Raw genomic sequence first — 15,945 nt, 5'->3', positions numbered from 1 at the left:
TTTTGTCCATTGTACCCTTGCCAGTGATCCCGTGCCAAGCAGTTGTGCGTTTATCTGACTCGCCGTTATAATCATCCTTAGGTTAGTGCTGCCGTCATGGGAGCTGCGGGGGAGGGAACTGTGCGTTGAGAGCGATGCTGTTGGACGATGAGGAAAGCGCTAATGAAATGCTGGAGCTGCTGTTAATGGACATTGGTGGAGTTGAGATTGCCTCTGTCCATACAAATCCATTTGCGTTTCTGGAGGAAATGCGCGCCCGGGAAGAGGCGAACGAGCTTCCCGACGTTGTCTTTATCGATATTGATATGCCTGGCATGTACGGCATGAACGTGGCGGAGCGGGTCAAAGAGCTGAAGCGGGATGTTCATGTGGTGTTCGTCACCGCGTACAGCGAATACGCCGTAGAAGCGTTCGAGCTGCACGCCATGGATTATATTCTGAAGCCAACCGTCAAGTCGCGGCTGGAGAAGACGCTGCATCGACTGCGGTCGAGCCAGACTCAGGTCCGTGCAGAGCCGAAGGCCGAAGGAGCCGCCCGCATCCAATGTATGGGCGAATTTGCGATTTTCTCCCCCGATTCCGTGCGGATCAAATGGAGAACGAGCAAGGCGAGAGAGCTGTGCGCTTATATGATTCACCAGCATGCGCGGCTTGTCGGAACGGAGCAGCTGATTGAGCTTCTTTTCCAGGGAGAGGATCCCGAGAAGGCGAAAGTGCATCTGTACACCACCATTTCCTATGTTCGCAAAATGTTCAAGCAGCTAGGTCACCCCCAGCTGCTTAGGAAAACAGATCACGGATACGTGCTCAGCCTGGACGGACTGCCATGCGACAGCCTGGAGCTGGAGCTGCTGGTCGCTGATTCCCTCCAAGCCGTTCATGCCGGCAATATCGGGGCGTTCGAGCGCATTTACGGGCTGTATGCCGGGGAATATTTGCCTGCATTCGACCACATCGATATATTGTCCAAGCGTGAGCAGCTGCGACGGCTGACGATTAACGCATTGCGGCGTATGCGGGACTATTATGAGAGTGAAGGCGCCATGCATCGGCTGTCGGAGTGTCTCTGCAAGCTCGTTGAGCTCGCTCCCGACTCAGAGCAGGATGTGCTGGCGCTTATGAGCGCATACGCGCGGCAAGGCTTGCGGGCTGAGGCTATTGGCGTGTATCAGCGTCTCGCGGACAGGCTGGAGCAGGAATACGGGATTTCGCCGGGCGAGGAGCTGGTCCGATTCGTGGGAGAAATGTCGAGCCGCATGGAGTCATGAAGCGCAAGGGGACGGTATTTATCCTGTGCTTTGCCACGTTTTACCTTGTGTATATGCTCATGTATAACGTGCTACCGGCATTCAATCCACCTGAGAAAGTGACGGCTCAGCAGGGCGTGATGGATTTGCGGGAGCTGTCCTTAAGCCGAGAAGGCGTCATTCCGCTGGCTGGCGAATGGGAATTTTGGCCGGACAAGCTGCTTATCTCAGACGGGGACATGGCTCCTGAGAGTGGAGGAATGCTTCACGTGCAGGTGCCTTCGTCCAGCTGGAGCTTGTACAGCGACGCTGCAGGCAGCCCCATGAAATCGCTTGGGCTCGGAACATACCAATTGACTGTTCTGCTGCCCGCCGGCGCGAATGAAGCGCTTGGCATCAAGACGTCCAACATTCGGATGTCCAACAAGATCTATATAGACGGTAAGCTGGTTGGCCAAAGCGGCAATCCAGCCCAAGAGGGCAAGGGGTATGTAGCTGCCAATACGCCATACACGGGGTATTTTGCACCGGGGGCGGAGCAAGTGCGCATTACGGTTGAAGTTGCCAATTACAGCTGGGGTAAGGGTGGAGGCATCTACCTTCCCATCTATTTTGGCACCGATGACGCCATATCGGCTTATCGGGAGAAGGCGCTGCGGATCGATTGGCTGTATGTGATGATTTATTTTGTCAGCGGAATGTTCTGCTTTGCGGTGTATGCCCAGAATACTCGCCAAGGGCTTGCTCTGCTGTTCCTCGGCTTGCACAGCATGTTCAATACGGTATTTATCGCCACGCATGGGGAGAAGGTGCTTGCCTCCATGCTGCCGGAGCTGTCGTATCGCTTGTTTAATATTTTGCAGTGCGTGTCGGGAGCATTCCTGTCCGCCTTTCTGCTGTTGTATGTGTACCGCACCTTAACGGAGGCTTGCTCCAAGCGGGTCGTGATGTCGCTCCTGGCGGCGGGCGGCGGAGTAGCGCTTATGTCTATCCTGCTTCCAACGGCGGTCAACTCGTACCTGGAGTGGGTGCACTTCGGCTACAGCATGATCGTGTGGCTGTATGTCGTGTATACCTTTGTCATGGCCAGCTTCAAGCAAGTAGATGAAGCGTTATATTTGATCGTATCGACTATCGCCTTTCTTCTGCACGGCATTGGCGTTAATCTGAATTTGCTTGGACGACTGGAGATCAGCGCCATCCCCTTTTTGTTTCCGTTTGTGTTTTTTCTCATGCAGTTTATGATGCTGGCGAAGAGGTTCTCAAGAGCGTATCTGCGGGCGGACAGTCTGTCGCGGGAGCTGGCGCGGGTCGATCGTCTGAAGGACGAATTTCTGGCCAAAACCTCGCATGAGTTCAAAACTCCGCTTCAAGGCATTATGGCGATTACGGAGAAGCTGCTGGAGGAGCATCCCAATGCCTCCTCGAACGGAGATCGGGCCAAGGAAGGGCTGCTGCTCGTCAATCAGGCCGCCAAGCGGCTGTCCGGGCTCGTGCAGGATATTATGGACCTGTCGCTGCTCAAGCAGGGACAGCTTCGAATCAAGCCGGTGGCGCTTGACGTGCGTTCCTCGGTCCAGGTCGTGCTGGATGTATTCCAATTCATGGTAAAAGACAAGGATATCCAGCTTGTGAACGATGTCCCGTTCGATCTGCCTCTGGTCTATGCTGACGAGCATCGATTCCAGCAAATTCTGTACAATCTGATCAGCAACGCGGTCAGCTATACGATTCAGGGAGTCATTAGCTGCGACGCGAGATATGGCTATGGCGAGTCGATGCTTCATATCTCCGTTCGGGATTCCGGAACCGGGATTGCCGAGGAGCGGCTGCAGGAAATATTCGAGCCTTTCCGCCAAGTGGCTGCGGCCGCCAATGCGGCTCCGGACTCCAGCGGCGGAGCGGGCATGGGTTTAAGCGTAGCCAAGCAGCTTGCGGAGCTGCAGGGCGGCAAGCTTGCTGTGAGCTCCAGTCTTGGCGAAGGTTCCTGCTTCACCGTCAGCCTGCCGTCGGCACCGGATGGGGTTGCGCGCAGTATGGCAACGCGGGACATTCATCCCATGCTTAAGCAGGAGCTTGTGATCCCCGTGGCGGAGCCCTTGTCGTCGACGAGGATGTCAGACGGTGCGACTATCCTGATTGTGGACGATCCCGATATTAACACCAGGGTGCTTGCTGAACGGCTGAGGGCGGAGGGTTATCTTGTTGTGGCTGTCGACAGCGGAGAGGAGGCGCTGCGGCGCCTGAGCATACAGCCTGTCGATCTCGCGCTGATCGATGTTATGCTTCCGGGAATGACAGGCTATGCGCTTTGCGGGGAAATCCGCAAGCTGTACGAGCCCGTTGAGCTTCCGGTCATCATGCTGACGAACTCGATTCAGGATGAGGAGATGCAAGCGGCGTTTGCGATTGGTGCCAATGATTTCCTGAGGAAGCCGTTCTCCTTGACGGAGCTGTTATTCCGGATTCGAAGCTTGCTTGCGATGAAGCGCTCCTCGATCGACATCACGAAGATGGAGGTTGCGTTTCTGCAGGCGCAGATTAAGCCCCATTTCCTGTACAACGTGTTCAATACGATTATTCTGCTCAGCTACAAGGATGTGGGGCGGGCGCGCGAGGTGCTGAATCATCTTATCGAGTTTCTGCGAGGCAGCTTCGGCTTCAAGAACACGGATCGGCTGGTGCCGTTCAGAGAAGAGCTGGAGCTTGCGAAGGCGTATATTGAGATCGAAAAAGCCCGGTTCAAGGACCGCATTTCGGTAGAATGGGATTTGGAGGAGGGCGTGGACGAGTTTCTGCTGCCTCCACTGATGCTTCAGCCCGTAATTGAGAATGCCATCAGGCATGGCGTCACCAAAAAAATAGAGGGAGGCACGATCCGCGTTGCCGCCCGGCGCGTGGAGGATTCGCTGCATATCGAGGTTGCGGACGACGGAGTCGGCATGACGGAGGAGAGGCTGGCGGAGGTGCTGTACCGACAGTCTCACGGCAGCGTGGGCGTCGGCATTCCCAATATTAGAAAACGTCTAAAGCAGCTGTACGGCTCAGATCTGCATATTCAGAGCAGGCCAATGGAAGGCACGATCATGGCGATGGCCATTCCTTCCAGAAGCGGCCGGCTTGCCTTGTGGGATGATCCGGGAGGCCTGGGAGCCTCGGGAGCCTCGGGAGCCTCAGGAGCCTCAGGAGCCTCAGGAGCCCCTAGAGGCTCAGGAGCCCGGCCTTAGGGTCGGGCTTTTCTTTGCGACAATAGCGTATAAGTTTTCGAGCATTCGATAAAATGGAGATTCTATTTGGCGATAAATCCTACATCTAAACGCGGTCGCTCATCTCTGACAGTCCTCGAAAGAGAATTTCTTAAAATACAAGATAGCATTTTCTCTATACTGGGCTTATATTTCAACGCGAAACGTATGCTGCTCCGCCAAAGGACGGCGCATCCGTTTACGCTAATCCTGCAAATCTACATCAATTTATGCTCGTCAGGGAGTAAAGAGGTCTAATTGATGCAAATGTACAGGATTGTAGCCTGCTGGCGGAGTATTTGTGGGGATCGAGCTTAAAATGATGTATGATCGCAGCAACTCCTTCGTCTGAGTATTCAGATGTAAAAAAATATTGTATTATTACAGGAAAATTTTGTTGCTGCACCGCTCGGATTACATATGAAGCACAACAGGAGGCAACACGTATGGACTCGCTAATCCTTTTACCGTACGTTGGAATCGGACCAGTCAAGCTAGGCATGAGAAAATGGGAGGTGCAAGCTGTGTTCCAAACGCACGCTCACCTGAAGAGACCAAATCAAGCCTACAATGAAAGTATATTGGAAGAGTTATTTGTGCGGTTAGAGTATGATAAGGATCAACAAGTAAATTTTCTGGAGGTCATAAACCCAGCGTATGCGGGTATAGACCATATTCCCATTCTGTATGATGGCATAGATGTGTTTGGTACAAAGGCGGTTGATCTGGTTGCAAGGCTTGATGGAGTCACTCCGTACAATAGAAATCCCGATTCAGAGTCAGGGCATTTGTACGTATTCCCAGAAACTCAATTATCTTTGTGGCGCGAAGGGGTCATGACGGAGGAAATGATGAATGCTAAGGTTTTTCAAGAAATGCTGCCTGAAAATCAGGAGCTGGAGAAGCGGTATTTGTATTTCACCACGGTGTCGATTGCTGCGCCTGATTATAGCCTTGATTGCAGCAGCGGCGGCTGATTACGGAATATTTATCGCCCTAGGAATTACGTTGATTGCGAAGCCTGCAGCTTTCACTGATGAGGCAACAAATGCTCTTGTCATCCTTCATTATTCATTTAACTGGATTCGGTTCCTGCTTGAGGCTGCGGCTATTTACTTGTTACTGAGTTTAATAATGCACCTGCGGGGCAAAAAGAAAAAGCATCAGCCAGCTCGATGATCAGGGCTGCGGCCTTGAATCATTATCAAAGCTGCTGCCTCGCTTCCTCGGCGCAGCTAAGGGAATACTCTCCTCCAGTGCTGTAATGTTTCCTTGCGATATTCGGAGTATTCATGCTTCATATTCCGCCAATGCTTCCCGCAGCCGACTCCGAAGCATAGCGCGCAGCTCCTGAGGCTCCTCAACCACAGCGTCCCCCTGGCAGCCGATGAAGAAGGACGCAGCCCAGCTCATGTAGGAGGGCGACATTCTTCTGCTTATCGACCCCGTACCGTCCTCGTTCAACCGTAAGCCGCTTCCCAGCCAAGTGTCGTTGGAGCACAGCAGCACGCCGCGGCGTGTAAGCCGAACGCGCAAGTCGTAAGACTCCAGCCCTTCCTCTCTCTCCTGCTCGTTCCGGAACCAATCCGTAATGTGCAGCTTCTCGTGATCCCGTTTCCTTGACTGATCGAGGCTGACAGCCGCCTCCTTGATGCGATCCGCTCGGAATAGACGGTATTGGCCGCTGCCAAAATCGTAGGATGGACAATACCACTTGCCGTTCATCGCATACAGCCCCACCGGCTGGATGTCCCGCTCGGCAAGGCCTGTCTCCGACTCGTATGTCACCCGCAGAATGGCTTGCTCGACGGCTCCCTCCAGCAAGGCTGGGAGGAAAGGGGCTTCCCACTGCTGGACCGGCACCCAGAACAGCAGCCGGCGCTGAAGCTGTTCAATTCGCTGTTTGACGTCATCGGGCAGCACATGGTAGAACTTCGCCAGCGCCGATTGCGATTCAGCCTCCATAGGGAGCGCGCGATAATAATCAAGCGACTGGCCGACGAAGAAGAGAGCCACCGCCTCCTGCTCTGTGAAGGTAATGGCGGGCAGCGATCTTTCACGCAGAATTCGGTAGCCTCCATGGGCGCCTTGCTCCGCGTAGAGCGGCACGCCAAGGGCGCTTAGCTCGTTCATGTCGCGCAGCACGGTGCGCTTCGACACGCCGAAGCGCTCGGCCAGCTCCTTCAGCGTCAATTTCTGCCGTGAGTTCATAGTCAGCAGCAGCTCCACAAGCCTCTGCGTTTTGTTCATGTGCGCCACCTCTTTTTTTTCAGCATAACACATAATGGTGACAGGTTCTGACTATATTCGGCGGTATAGTGAGGTTGTCAGACTATCAATCGAAGGAGCTGTGCCAGATGAAGTCTTGTGTAGAAGTGGTGTCGTATCGGTTAAAGGAAGGCGTTAGCGAGGAAATGTTCATGGAAGCCGTTGATCTGCTGGCTGAGCTTCTGAGCGGGGAAAGCGCATTGAAGAAGCGGGAGGTGTTCCGCGAGGAGGACAGCGGAACCTGGGTGGAAGTAGCGGAGTGGACGAGCCGGGAAGCGGCCAAGCAGTGCGAAGCCAGGGTTATGGCTGATCCCAGAATGTCGGAGGCGATGGCGCTGATCGACGAGTCGACGCTGCGGATGTTATTTGTGGCGCAGGTGCGGTAATCTGCTTCTGCCTTGCAGCGGGAGCTAGGGAATCGACAGATCGTTTACCCGAGGCAGCAGGGGAGCTTAGTCTTGTTCAGGTTTTGCTAATGTCCTTGTCATATGATGTCGATTAGGAGAAAATGCCCATGCTTCATCGGCAAATAGGGAGGACTAACGACATGGCTTTGAAGGAATTGCAAAAGGTGAAGAAAGGAATGAAGTCCAAGCTGGCCCTGCTGCTGGCTCTGCTGCTCATCTCGCAGGCAGCGTTTGTGGGAGGCTGGCGGCCAGAGGTTGTGTCGGCTGCGCCGTCACCAACCAAGTACATAACTTTTCTGTATGATGATTTCACGCAGGCGGCCTCACGCCTTCAATTTAACGGCTCAGCCTCAGTTCAAGGCTCATCGCTGCGACTCACTCCAGCCCAAGGCAACAGATTTGGGACGGTATTCAACAGGGAGCGTGTATCGCTTCAGGATCAGAAGTCGTTCAGTACATACTTTGAATTCCAGCTGTCAGATCCAGGCACGCTGAACGAAGGAGAAATTCCTCCGGGAGCGGACGGCCTGGTTTTCACCTTGCAGACCAACTCCAATGATGCCGGCAGCATAGGCAATGGCATCGGATACGGGGGCATAGGCAAGAGCATAGGCATCGAATTCGATACCTACAGGAACGCGGAAGCGCCTATCAGCGATCCCGACGACCGACATGTAGCCATTCACTTTAACGGCAGCGTCAATCATTCCGGCAAGACGGCCGGCACGGATTACGCAACCTCCTATAACTTCAAGCAAGGCGGACCTTACCATGCCTGGGTTGACTACGATGGCTTGGCCCAGACGGTCAAGGTGTATGTGAGCAATAACAGCACCCGTCCGTCTACTCCGCTTCTGACGAAAACAGGCGTTAATCTGACCTCGGTTCTGGGCGCGGAAGAGGTATACGCGGGCTTCACCTCCGCGACGGGAAGCGCCTATCAGAATCACGACATTCGCAAGTGGTATTTCACGAACCGGCATGACCCCATCGACGCCAGCTGCGGTTGCTACGCGGAAGCGCCAGCCAAGCTGGAATATTCGACTTTTTTGAATGATACCTACGGGTACTATACCGATCTTGTGCTGACCAATATGAGCGGACAGCCTGCTCCGGGCATTCAGCTGTCGATCAGCCAGGAGTCCAGTATTACGTTTGTGGATCCCGATGATAACACAAGCGATTTGTCCAGCGCTCCAACCCTCACGACGGGTGCCGACGGATCGGCGCGGGTCTACTTCCGGGGCAATGGCGGTGAGCCATCCTTCCGGGTATCGACGGAATATGGCGTGTACAAGGACATTATCTTCTCCTTGCCGCCAAGCGTCGCCACGGGGACTGTAACCCCATCCTATAGCAGTCTCTCAGCGACTGTAGGCGTTCAGATTATCGGTACGGGACGAGAGACCATTACGAATTGGGGCGTCGAATACCGGGAGACTGGCTCTGAGACGTGGCTGAGATCGCAGGGAAGCCCGTCTATTCTGGAGCAGGGCGGCAGCTTCCAGGTTGCGATTCCGAATCTCTTGGAAAATGTTGATTACGACCCCCATACGTATGAGACGCGTGCTTACGCTACCAATGCAAGAGGCACGGCGTATGGACAAAGCTCCAGCTTTGTTATCGAGGAGCCGATGCTCCCGACGGATGTAAAATACAATTCTGCAGGCCCGTCGCATCTATTCATCGATGACAAGAAGTCGTTGTCCGTGGTGGGCTCGGGCTTCAACAAGCTTCGTAAGCGGATGAACGGCATCGACTTCGAGCTTGTTGGGGAATCGGCAACTCTTCCAATTGGAGCAGCCGATGTCGTATTCGCCAGCGACACGCATATCTCCTTGAAGCTCCCGGATGATCTGGCGCTGGGACAATACGGCTTGAAGCTGCGGCATTCCTTCTTCGAGGAAGGCGATATGCCGGGCGTACTTACGGTAACCGACGATCCTGTATATCGGTCGCGTAGCTACAACGAAGTAACGGCGGACAATATGAATGCGAAGCCAGGTCAAGTTAGCCAAATTGTGCTGCGCGGGCCATTCAAGGAAAACGCCAGCGAGCCTGGTATCTTCAGACTCAGTGATCCTGCCGAGGCGGTGACGTTAAACGGCAATTTGCTGTTCAAGGGCTCTTCCTTGACCGTCGACAAGACGGGCGAATACGATGTTATTCGCGGCAATGGACGCTTGTATGTGAACGGCAAGGGAAGCCTGTCTGTGCTGACAGCCTACACCTTGCATGAAGGCGAATTCGAGCTGTCGCCCCAGGACTTCGAATTTGTTCTACGAGACAATTTCATATCATCCGATTATTTGGGACTTTCGACTCCGGTCAATGTACATTCGATCTCATTTATTGATAAAGGCATTCGCGTCAAAGGCGACATTGAGGTCGGCTTTACGAAGGGCGGCACACGAATTGGCGGTGAAGCCGTTGTGAACGGTCTGGACTTTATCGGCTCCCGTGTGGAGCTGGATGCGGACTTCAAGCTTGCCGCCGAATTTAAGACGGGACCGATCGACAGCTCGGAGTTGCGGGTAGGCATTAACACGAGCCTGCCGCGCTACAGCTTCGGCGCCACGGCTGGTCTTCGGAAGTATAAGGTCGGCTTCGAGATGGACTTGGCCATTAAGAAGTCCAAGCTGGATGCCATTTCGTTCGCTGTCCATACCAAAATCCCAATTGCGAGCACAGGCGCTCAATTTACGAGATTGGGCGGAGGCATCGCCAATCTTGCGGATCAAACGACGGGGCCATTGACCTTCCGTCTGCTGGGCGGCTTGTCCGATATGGTGACGCCAATCTTCAATGGCAACAATATGGTGAACGTAAATCCGCTGGATGCGGAGGTTTCGGCTAATCATTTTGGCGCCAGCGGGAAGCTTGCGATCTACACGGTTAATGTCTCGGATCTGGATTTGTTTGTTGTTGTGAATCCAACGGGAATCAAGGGCTACACGAAGCCTGGCTTCCAGGTGACGGCTAATGTGAACCTGCTGGATATTCTGGTTGGCGAGGTCATGGGCAAATATTTCCACCCTTCAGACCTGGCGGGCCATGCCAAGGGCAGATTACAAATTCCGAAGAGCATTCCGGTTGTTGGCGGACAGAAGCTGTCTTCCGCAGAGCTGGGAGTTAATAAGGACATAGCCAAGGGCGGCTTGTCGGTTATCGGCGTAGGCTTCACTACGACCTATAAATTCAGTAATAACGATGTAGATTTCAAGGTGGATCTGTCCGCAACACTGAAAAATGTAGTGAATGGTGCAGTTAACCTGGTGAAAAATGTTGGCAGCACAGCAGTTAAGGCTGTCAGCAGCGGAATCAAGAAAATTGGCAAATGGTTCGGGTTTGCTCTAGCCCCAAGCGGAATTGGGACTGAAATGATAGAACGTCTGCTTGGCAATGAGCCTTCAGCTTTACTGGGCTCAACCAGCTCGGCGGCTGCGCTGGGCGCCGTGCAAACAACGCTGCTAAGCAGCGAAGAAGGCAATCTGGAGCATCTGACAGGCATCCGCTTAGTTGACCTGACGGGTCTGCAAGCATCGGAGCGCGGGTATGTGCTGGCGGAAGAGGCGGTTAGCTGGTCGCGAAGCGTTCTTCCTCAGGTTGCTGCGACAAGCGATGGCCAAAACGTGCTGCATACGTTCCCGATCGACGAGAAGCGTCGTTCAGTGCTCGTATTGACAGGCACTGGGGCGGATACGTCTCTTGCGCTGCGGAAGCCGGACGGAACTCCGTACGATGTGCGTTTCACAGACGTCAATGGCAAGGAAGCCAATGCTGTGTACCTTGACAGCGAGAATACCGTGTTGGTGGAGGTCGAGTTTGACCAGATTGGAGCTTGGCATGTAACAGCGAGTGAAGCTGTCGCAATCGGTGAGCAGCACTTGCTGTACCGCGATTCGGAGCTGTCGTTCACGCAGCTGGTGAACGGAATGACCCAGGCGGAGGAAACGAGCTTCACGGGCATTCAGCTGGCTGAACCGAGCCTCGTTATGCTGGAGCTCCAAGGCGCTGGCGTGGATACCACTCTCTATCAGCCGGATGGCAGACCGTATACGCTGCAGCTGGACAACGGACACCCAGGCTGGAATGCTTACCGCGATGAGTCAACGGGAACGTTGTACGTGCTGGCAGACGCCGCTCTGGCGGGCATGTGGCTGGCAGCGGCCGGTGAGGATGTGACAGCAGGCGCATACCAGATTAGACCAGGCAAGACGATGGAAGAGGCGCTGGCATGGGTGCTCTCGGAGGAGCATGAAGCGCTGTTCGAGCTGGATAGAAGCTTTAATGGTCAAGCCTTGCTGGAAATCGAGCATACGGCTGAGGATGTTCAGCTGTACCGGCCAGATGGCACGCTGTACGAGCTGCAGACGAATTCGGAGCTGCCGGGCTGGAATGCCGACTACAACGAAGCTCGACAGAGCATGATGATCCTGATCGATGTTGACCAATATGGCTGGTGGATGGTGAAGTCGAATCATTATCCCGTCGTTAACGGCTATGTTGTGAACGGCGGCGCGGAGGATTTGGGCGATGTGTATGCCTCCGAGGAACGAGTCATCACCCTCAGCATGGAAGAAAAGGAACGTTATGTATTCGCCATCTCTGGTCCTATGGAAGGGACGTCTATCGAGCGTCCGAATGGAGTGGCGTACCCCATTGTGGCGTCTGAGGAAGCAGCGAACCGCAACGCGATCTGGAATGAAGAGGATCAGATGCTGTACGTGGCGGTAGATATTGATACGATTGGCTTATGGACAGTCAAGTCGGCCGGCTGGTACACGCTGGACCTGTACAAGGCTCCGCTTGCGCCGGCAATAACGGGCTTTACTGCGCAAGCGACAGAAGAGATGAACACGTACAAGCTGACGTGGAAGGTTGAGAATCCGAAGGCGGATACGAACGTCAGCGTGATGATCGTACCGAATGAGGAGGAGCGTGTGGGTGAGATTGTCGCCCAGCAGCTTCCACCGAGCGGCATTGGCGAGATTACGCTGCCGGATGGTTATATGCCGGGACAATACTGGCTCGTCCTGCTGGCAGACAGCGAATCGTTTGGTCCGATGTACCGTCTGTCGGACACCCCGATAGCTGTTGAGGCGAGTGAGGTGCTGCCAACCGTTCAGGATTTAACGGCAGTCGCAGTCGGCAACAGCGAGGCGCGCATCCAATTCACAGATGAGAACGCCGAGCAGGTCACTTACTACCGAGTGCTGATGGTCGATGAAGCGGACAATCCGCTATACAGCGGATCGGCATTCGACATAGAGCCATTGAATGGCGATCAGCAGGAAGCCACTTTCGCACTGGAAGCGGGCGAGACCTATCGACTGGCAGTTATGGCCATTCGAGAGCATGATGGGGGAGCGGCATACAGCGGACTTTCCGATGTAGTGGAGATATTTATTCCTGAGCCGAATCCTGCTGATGTATCCGTTACGGTGGATACAGGCAATGTCGCCAAATCCGATAAGCTGTATACGCCATATTATGCGGAAGCAGGCTCGGACGAGCAGCTTCCTCTAACGGTGACATCGGCAGCCGATCTGACGCTGCGAGTTTCGACGGATCAGGCGATCTCGGCTGAGCTGTTCGTTAACGGGCAGTCTTATGGGACTGAAACCGCGGATGTTGACGCAGACGCATCGTTCTCGCTGGAGGGACTGACTGAACGCGATTATGAAATTCTGATTGAGACCGTCACTGAGGACGGCGATCGTTATTCGCATTTCCACAAGCTGTTCGTGGATCGTACGGCACCTCACTTGTATGTCGAGCAGCCTGTCAGCGGACAGGTGGTCGGCGGGGAACGTGTGGTGTTCAGCGGCGCCGCGGAGCCAGGCGTTAAGCTGATGGCGAACGGTATGCTCATTCCGGTGGATGAGCGGGGCGAGTTCCGCGCCTACCTGCCGATTGCTGCAGCTGACGGCCTGCTGCCTGTTGTCATGACGGCAGCGGATGAGGTGGGCAATGAAACAACTTACAAGCTGGACCTGCTGAAGGATGCGGGAGCGCCACCGTCCGGTATCGAGCAAGCTGCCGATCTGTCGGCTCTGGCTTTTGATATGGGTGAGCTGACGCCAGCCTTCGACCCTCAGACAACACAATATTCGTTGCTGCTTGATCCCGCTACCAGCCATGTTCAAGTATGGGCTGTCGCCGCTGGACTAGGCTCGACTGTTACGGTCAATGGCATGGCTGTGGATGAGAACAGCTCTGGAGCCGTTGAGATCGGTCAGAACGGCGCAAGCGTAAGCGTGCAGGTCCGCGCCGCTGACAACAGCCTTAAGACGTATACCATTCAAGTAACAAGAAATGTTGCAGACATTGCGGCGTTGAATGGACTGTCCGTCGATGCAGGCGAGCTGAATATGAGCTTTGATGTGCTTCGTACGGCATACGAGCTGACTGTTCCGAATGAAACGGCATACACGACGGTTACAGCCACGGCTTACGCCAGCGCCTCGACCATTACGGTTAATGGTGCTGCGGTGCCTAACGGCCTCGCATCCGCATCGATTCCGCTTGTTGTGGGTGAGAACGCCTTAGAGGTGAAGGTGACTTCGCCAAATGGGCAAAAAGACCGCACTTACGTCGTGACGATCACGCGTGAGCCAAGCAGCAACGCCGATCTAAGCAATCTGGCCATTGCTGGTTATGAGCTTACCTCTGCGTTCGAGAGCGGCATTACGGACTATGAGGCCGCTGTTCCAGCTGGCGTGCAATCTGTTGTGATCTTGGCTAATGCGGCGGATGCAGCTGCAGCCATTAGCGTAGCAGGGCAGCCATTCACTGGCAGCATGAACATTCCGCTCACTGCGGGAACTAATGTAATTCGCCTCTCCGTCACTGCGGAGAACGGCGATACGAAGGCATACGCCATCAGGGTGCTTAGACAGTCAGAGCCTGAGTTTGGGGCTAACCTGAGCGAGCTTGAGGTGAAGGGACAGGAGCTCTCCACTACCTTCTCGCCGTGGAGATTGAACTATTCCATTACGAATAAGAGCTACATGGGAAGCCAAGTTACGATTACCGCTTATGCGGAGGATGAGTCGGCGATCGTCACGGCCAACGGCAAGTCGCTGCAAGGCGGCGGCAGCTTCGAGGTAACTCTTCCGTCCTATGGAAGCAATTATGTCGATATTCAGGTAGAATCCGAGGATCGTCTGCAGTCGCGCCATTACGCGGTGAAAATTTTGCGGGCTGCGCCTGTGCTCAATGATACGATGAATGTGGATGTGAACGGCAACTTCCGAATTGCGGATGGAAAGCTTGCATCGGCAAACGGACAAAATTATGTTAATGTGGCATTCCGTCGTACCGAACTGGTTGGCTTGGTCGGCACCATGTCACAGGGAGACACCGTCTCCGTATCGGTCCCTAACGGGTCCTACGCGAAGGTGCAGGAGCTGACGGGCGACATGGTCAAGCTGATGGAGAACAAACGCTTGAAGCTTGACATTCGCACGGATCGTGCGGCGTATACGATATCCGCTGCTGTAATGGATATCGAAAGCGTGCGTCGTCAATTCGGCGAAGCTGCCAAGCTGGAGGACATTAAGGTTGTAATCGAGATGATGCCTGCTTCCCAAGAGGCGGCGGACAAGGCGAAGCTTCAGGCAGAGCAGAACGGTCTGACGCTGCTTGCGGATCCAGTGGACTTCACGGTCGAATACAGCTATGAAGGCCGTTCCTTCAAACCGGAGCGCCTGATGGAATACGTTGGCCGATCCATCCTGGTGGGTGACCAGGAGCGTTCGAACCAAATCACGACAGGCGTTCGTGTCGAGTCGGATGGCACGATGCAGCATGTGCCGACTGTCGTCTACGAACGGAACGGAAGTTATTGGGCTAACATGAACAGCTTGACAAACAGCTTGTACACGATCGTCTATCATAATCGTTCCTTCTCCGATATGAATGGCCATTGGGCGAAGAGCGTTGTGGAGAGCATGGCATCCAGACTGATCGTTAACGGCAAGAGCGAGCAGCGCTTTGATCCAAATGGCAGCATTACGCGAGCGGAGTTCGCTTCCATGGCTGTAAGAGCGCTAGGACTGCCATCCCTGTCTGGAGCGGCTTCGTTCAAGGATGTGTCCGTTGACGCCTGGTATGAGCCAGCTGTATCCGCAGCCGCGCGCTACGGCCTCATTACAGGCTATCAGGACGGAACCTTCCGTCCGCAGGGCTTGATTACGCGCGCTGAAGCGCTGGTCATCCTGGGACGCGCCTGGAAGCTGGCAGGCATGCCGGAAGCAGCTGAGGCTGAAGCGGCAACGCTGCTGCAGGCTGCACCGGATCGCGCGGCGATCCCTGTCTGGGCGGAGCAAGCCATCGCATCCGCGCTTCATGCAGGCATCGCTTCCGGCTACCAAGACGGCAGCCTGAAGCCGAACCGCTCGGTGTCTCGCGCCGAGACGGCTCAATTGCTGAGCAACGTGCTGACGAAGTCGGGCTTAATTGACTAAATAGAAGAGGGCGTCCTCCATTCTGCTTGTTGGAATGGCGGGGCGCCCTCTTTTCAACAGTATAGAGTAGATAAAGTTTCGGGGTGAAGCGGGTTTCCGGTTCAGATGCGTACAGAGGCGCAAGAGGTAACGGACATAAAACACACTTAGAGCTCCAATCTGGCGTGTTGAACGATTTATCGTTCAACTCCAGCACTCGCAGTGTGATGCTGCACCACTTTGAACGATTTATCGTTCAAATCCGGCACGCGCGGTGTGTTGCTGCTCCACTTTGAACGTGGGGTTCGGAGCAAATAGACGTGTCAGA

6 protein-coding genes are annotated in these 15,945 nt (G+C 54.5%); 5 read left to right on the top strand and 1 reads right to left on the bottom strand.

The window, feature by feature from the left end; translation table 11 throughout:
- The first annotated feature begins 134 nt into the window (after window positions 1-134).
- The 3 genes from AB1S56_RS20295 to AB1S56_RS20285 all read left to right on the top strand — a co-directional run bounded on the left by AB1S56_RS20295 (window position 135) and on the right by AB1S56_RS20285 (window position 5,469).
- A complete protein-coding gene (locus AB1S56_RS20295) occupies window positions 135-1,268 on the top strand; it encodes a response regulator (RefSeq protein ID WP_340869953.1) in 1,134 nt (377 codons plus the stop codon).
- Window positions 1,269-1,327: 59 nt separating this feature from the next.
- Complete coding sequence (locus tag AB1S56_RS20290; protein WP_340869922.1) at window positions 1,328-4,474, top strand: ATP-binding protein; 3,147 nt, start codon at window positions 1,328-1,330, stop codon at window positions 4,472-4,474.
- Between the two features lie 464 nt (window positions 4,475-4,938).
- Window positions 4,939-5,469 (top strand): hypothetical protein, encoded by a 531-nt coding sequence (locus AB1S56_RS20285; RefSeq protein ID WP_340869924.1) that lies wholly within the window; start codon window positions 4,939-4,941, stop codon window positions 5,467-5,469.
- A gap of 313 nt (window positions 5,470-5,782) precedes the next feature.
- Here the strand turns inward: AB1S56_RS20285 and AB1S56_RS20280 are convergent, their stop codons facing one another.
- Window positions 5,783-6,742: a YafY family protein gene (locus AB1S56_RS20280; RefSeq protein WP_340869926.1), complete on the bottom strand. Its 960-nt coding sequence runs from the start codon at window positions 6,740-6,742 to the stop codon at window positions 5,783-5,785.
- Between the two features lie 107 nt (window positions 6,743-6,849).
- On the opposite strand from AB1S56_RS20280, the gene AB1S56_RS20275 reads away from it, so the two are divergent.
- Together AB1S56_RS20275 and AB1S56_RS20270 are read left to right on the top strand one after the other, a co-directional pair.
- Complete coding sequence (locus tag AB1S56_RS20275) at window positions 6,850-7,146, top strand: hypothetical protein (protein ID WP_340869927.1); 297 nt, start codon at window positions 6,850-6,852, stop codon at window positions 7,144-7,146.
- Window positions 7,147-7,307: 161 nt separating this feature from the next.
- Entirely contained in the window at window positions 7,308-15,638 is an 8,331-nt protein-coding gene (locus tag AB1S56_RS20270; protein ID WP_340869928.1) for a cadherin-like beta sandwich domain-containing protein, read from the top strand.
- Window positions 15,639-15,945 lie beyond the last annotated feature (307 nt).

Source organism: Paenibacillus sp. PL2-23, from assembly GCF_040834005.1.
Taxonomy (GTDB): Bacteria; Bacillota; Bacilli; order Paenibacillales; family Paenibacillaceae; genus Pristimantibacillus.
Note: the sequence above shows the minus strand (reverse complement) of the source record. Positions and strands in the feature narration are given on the sequence as shown.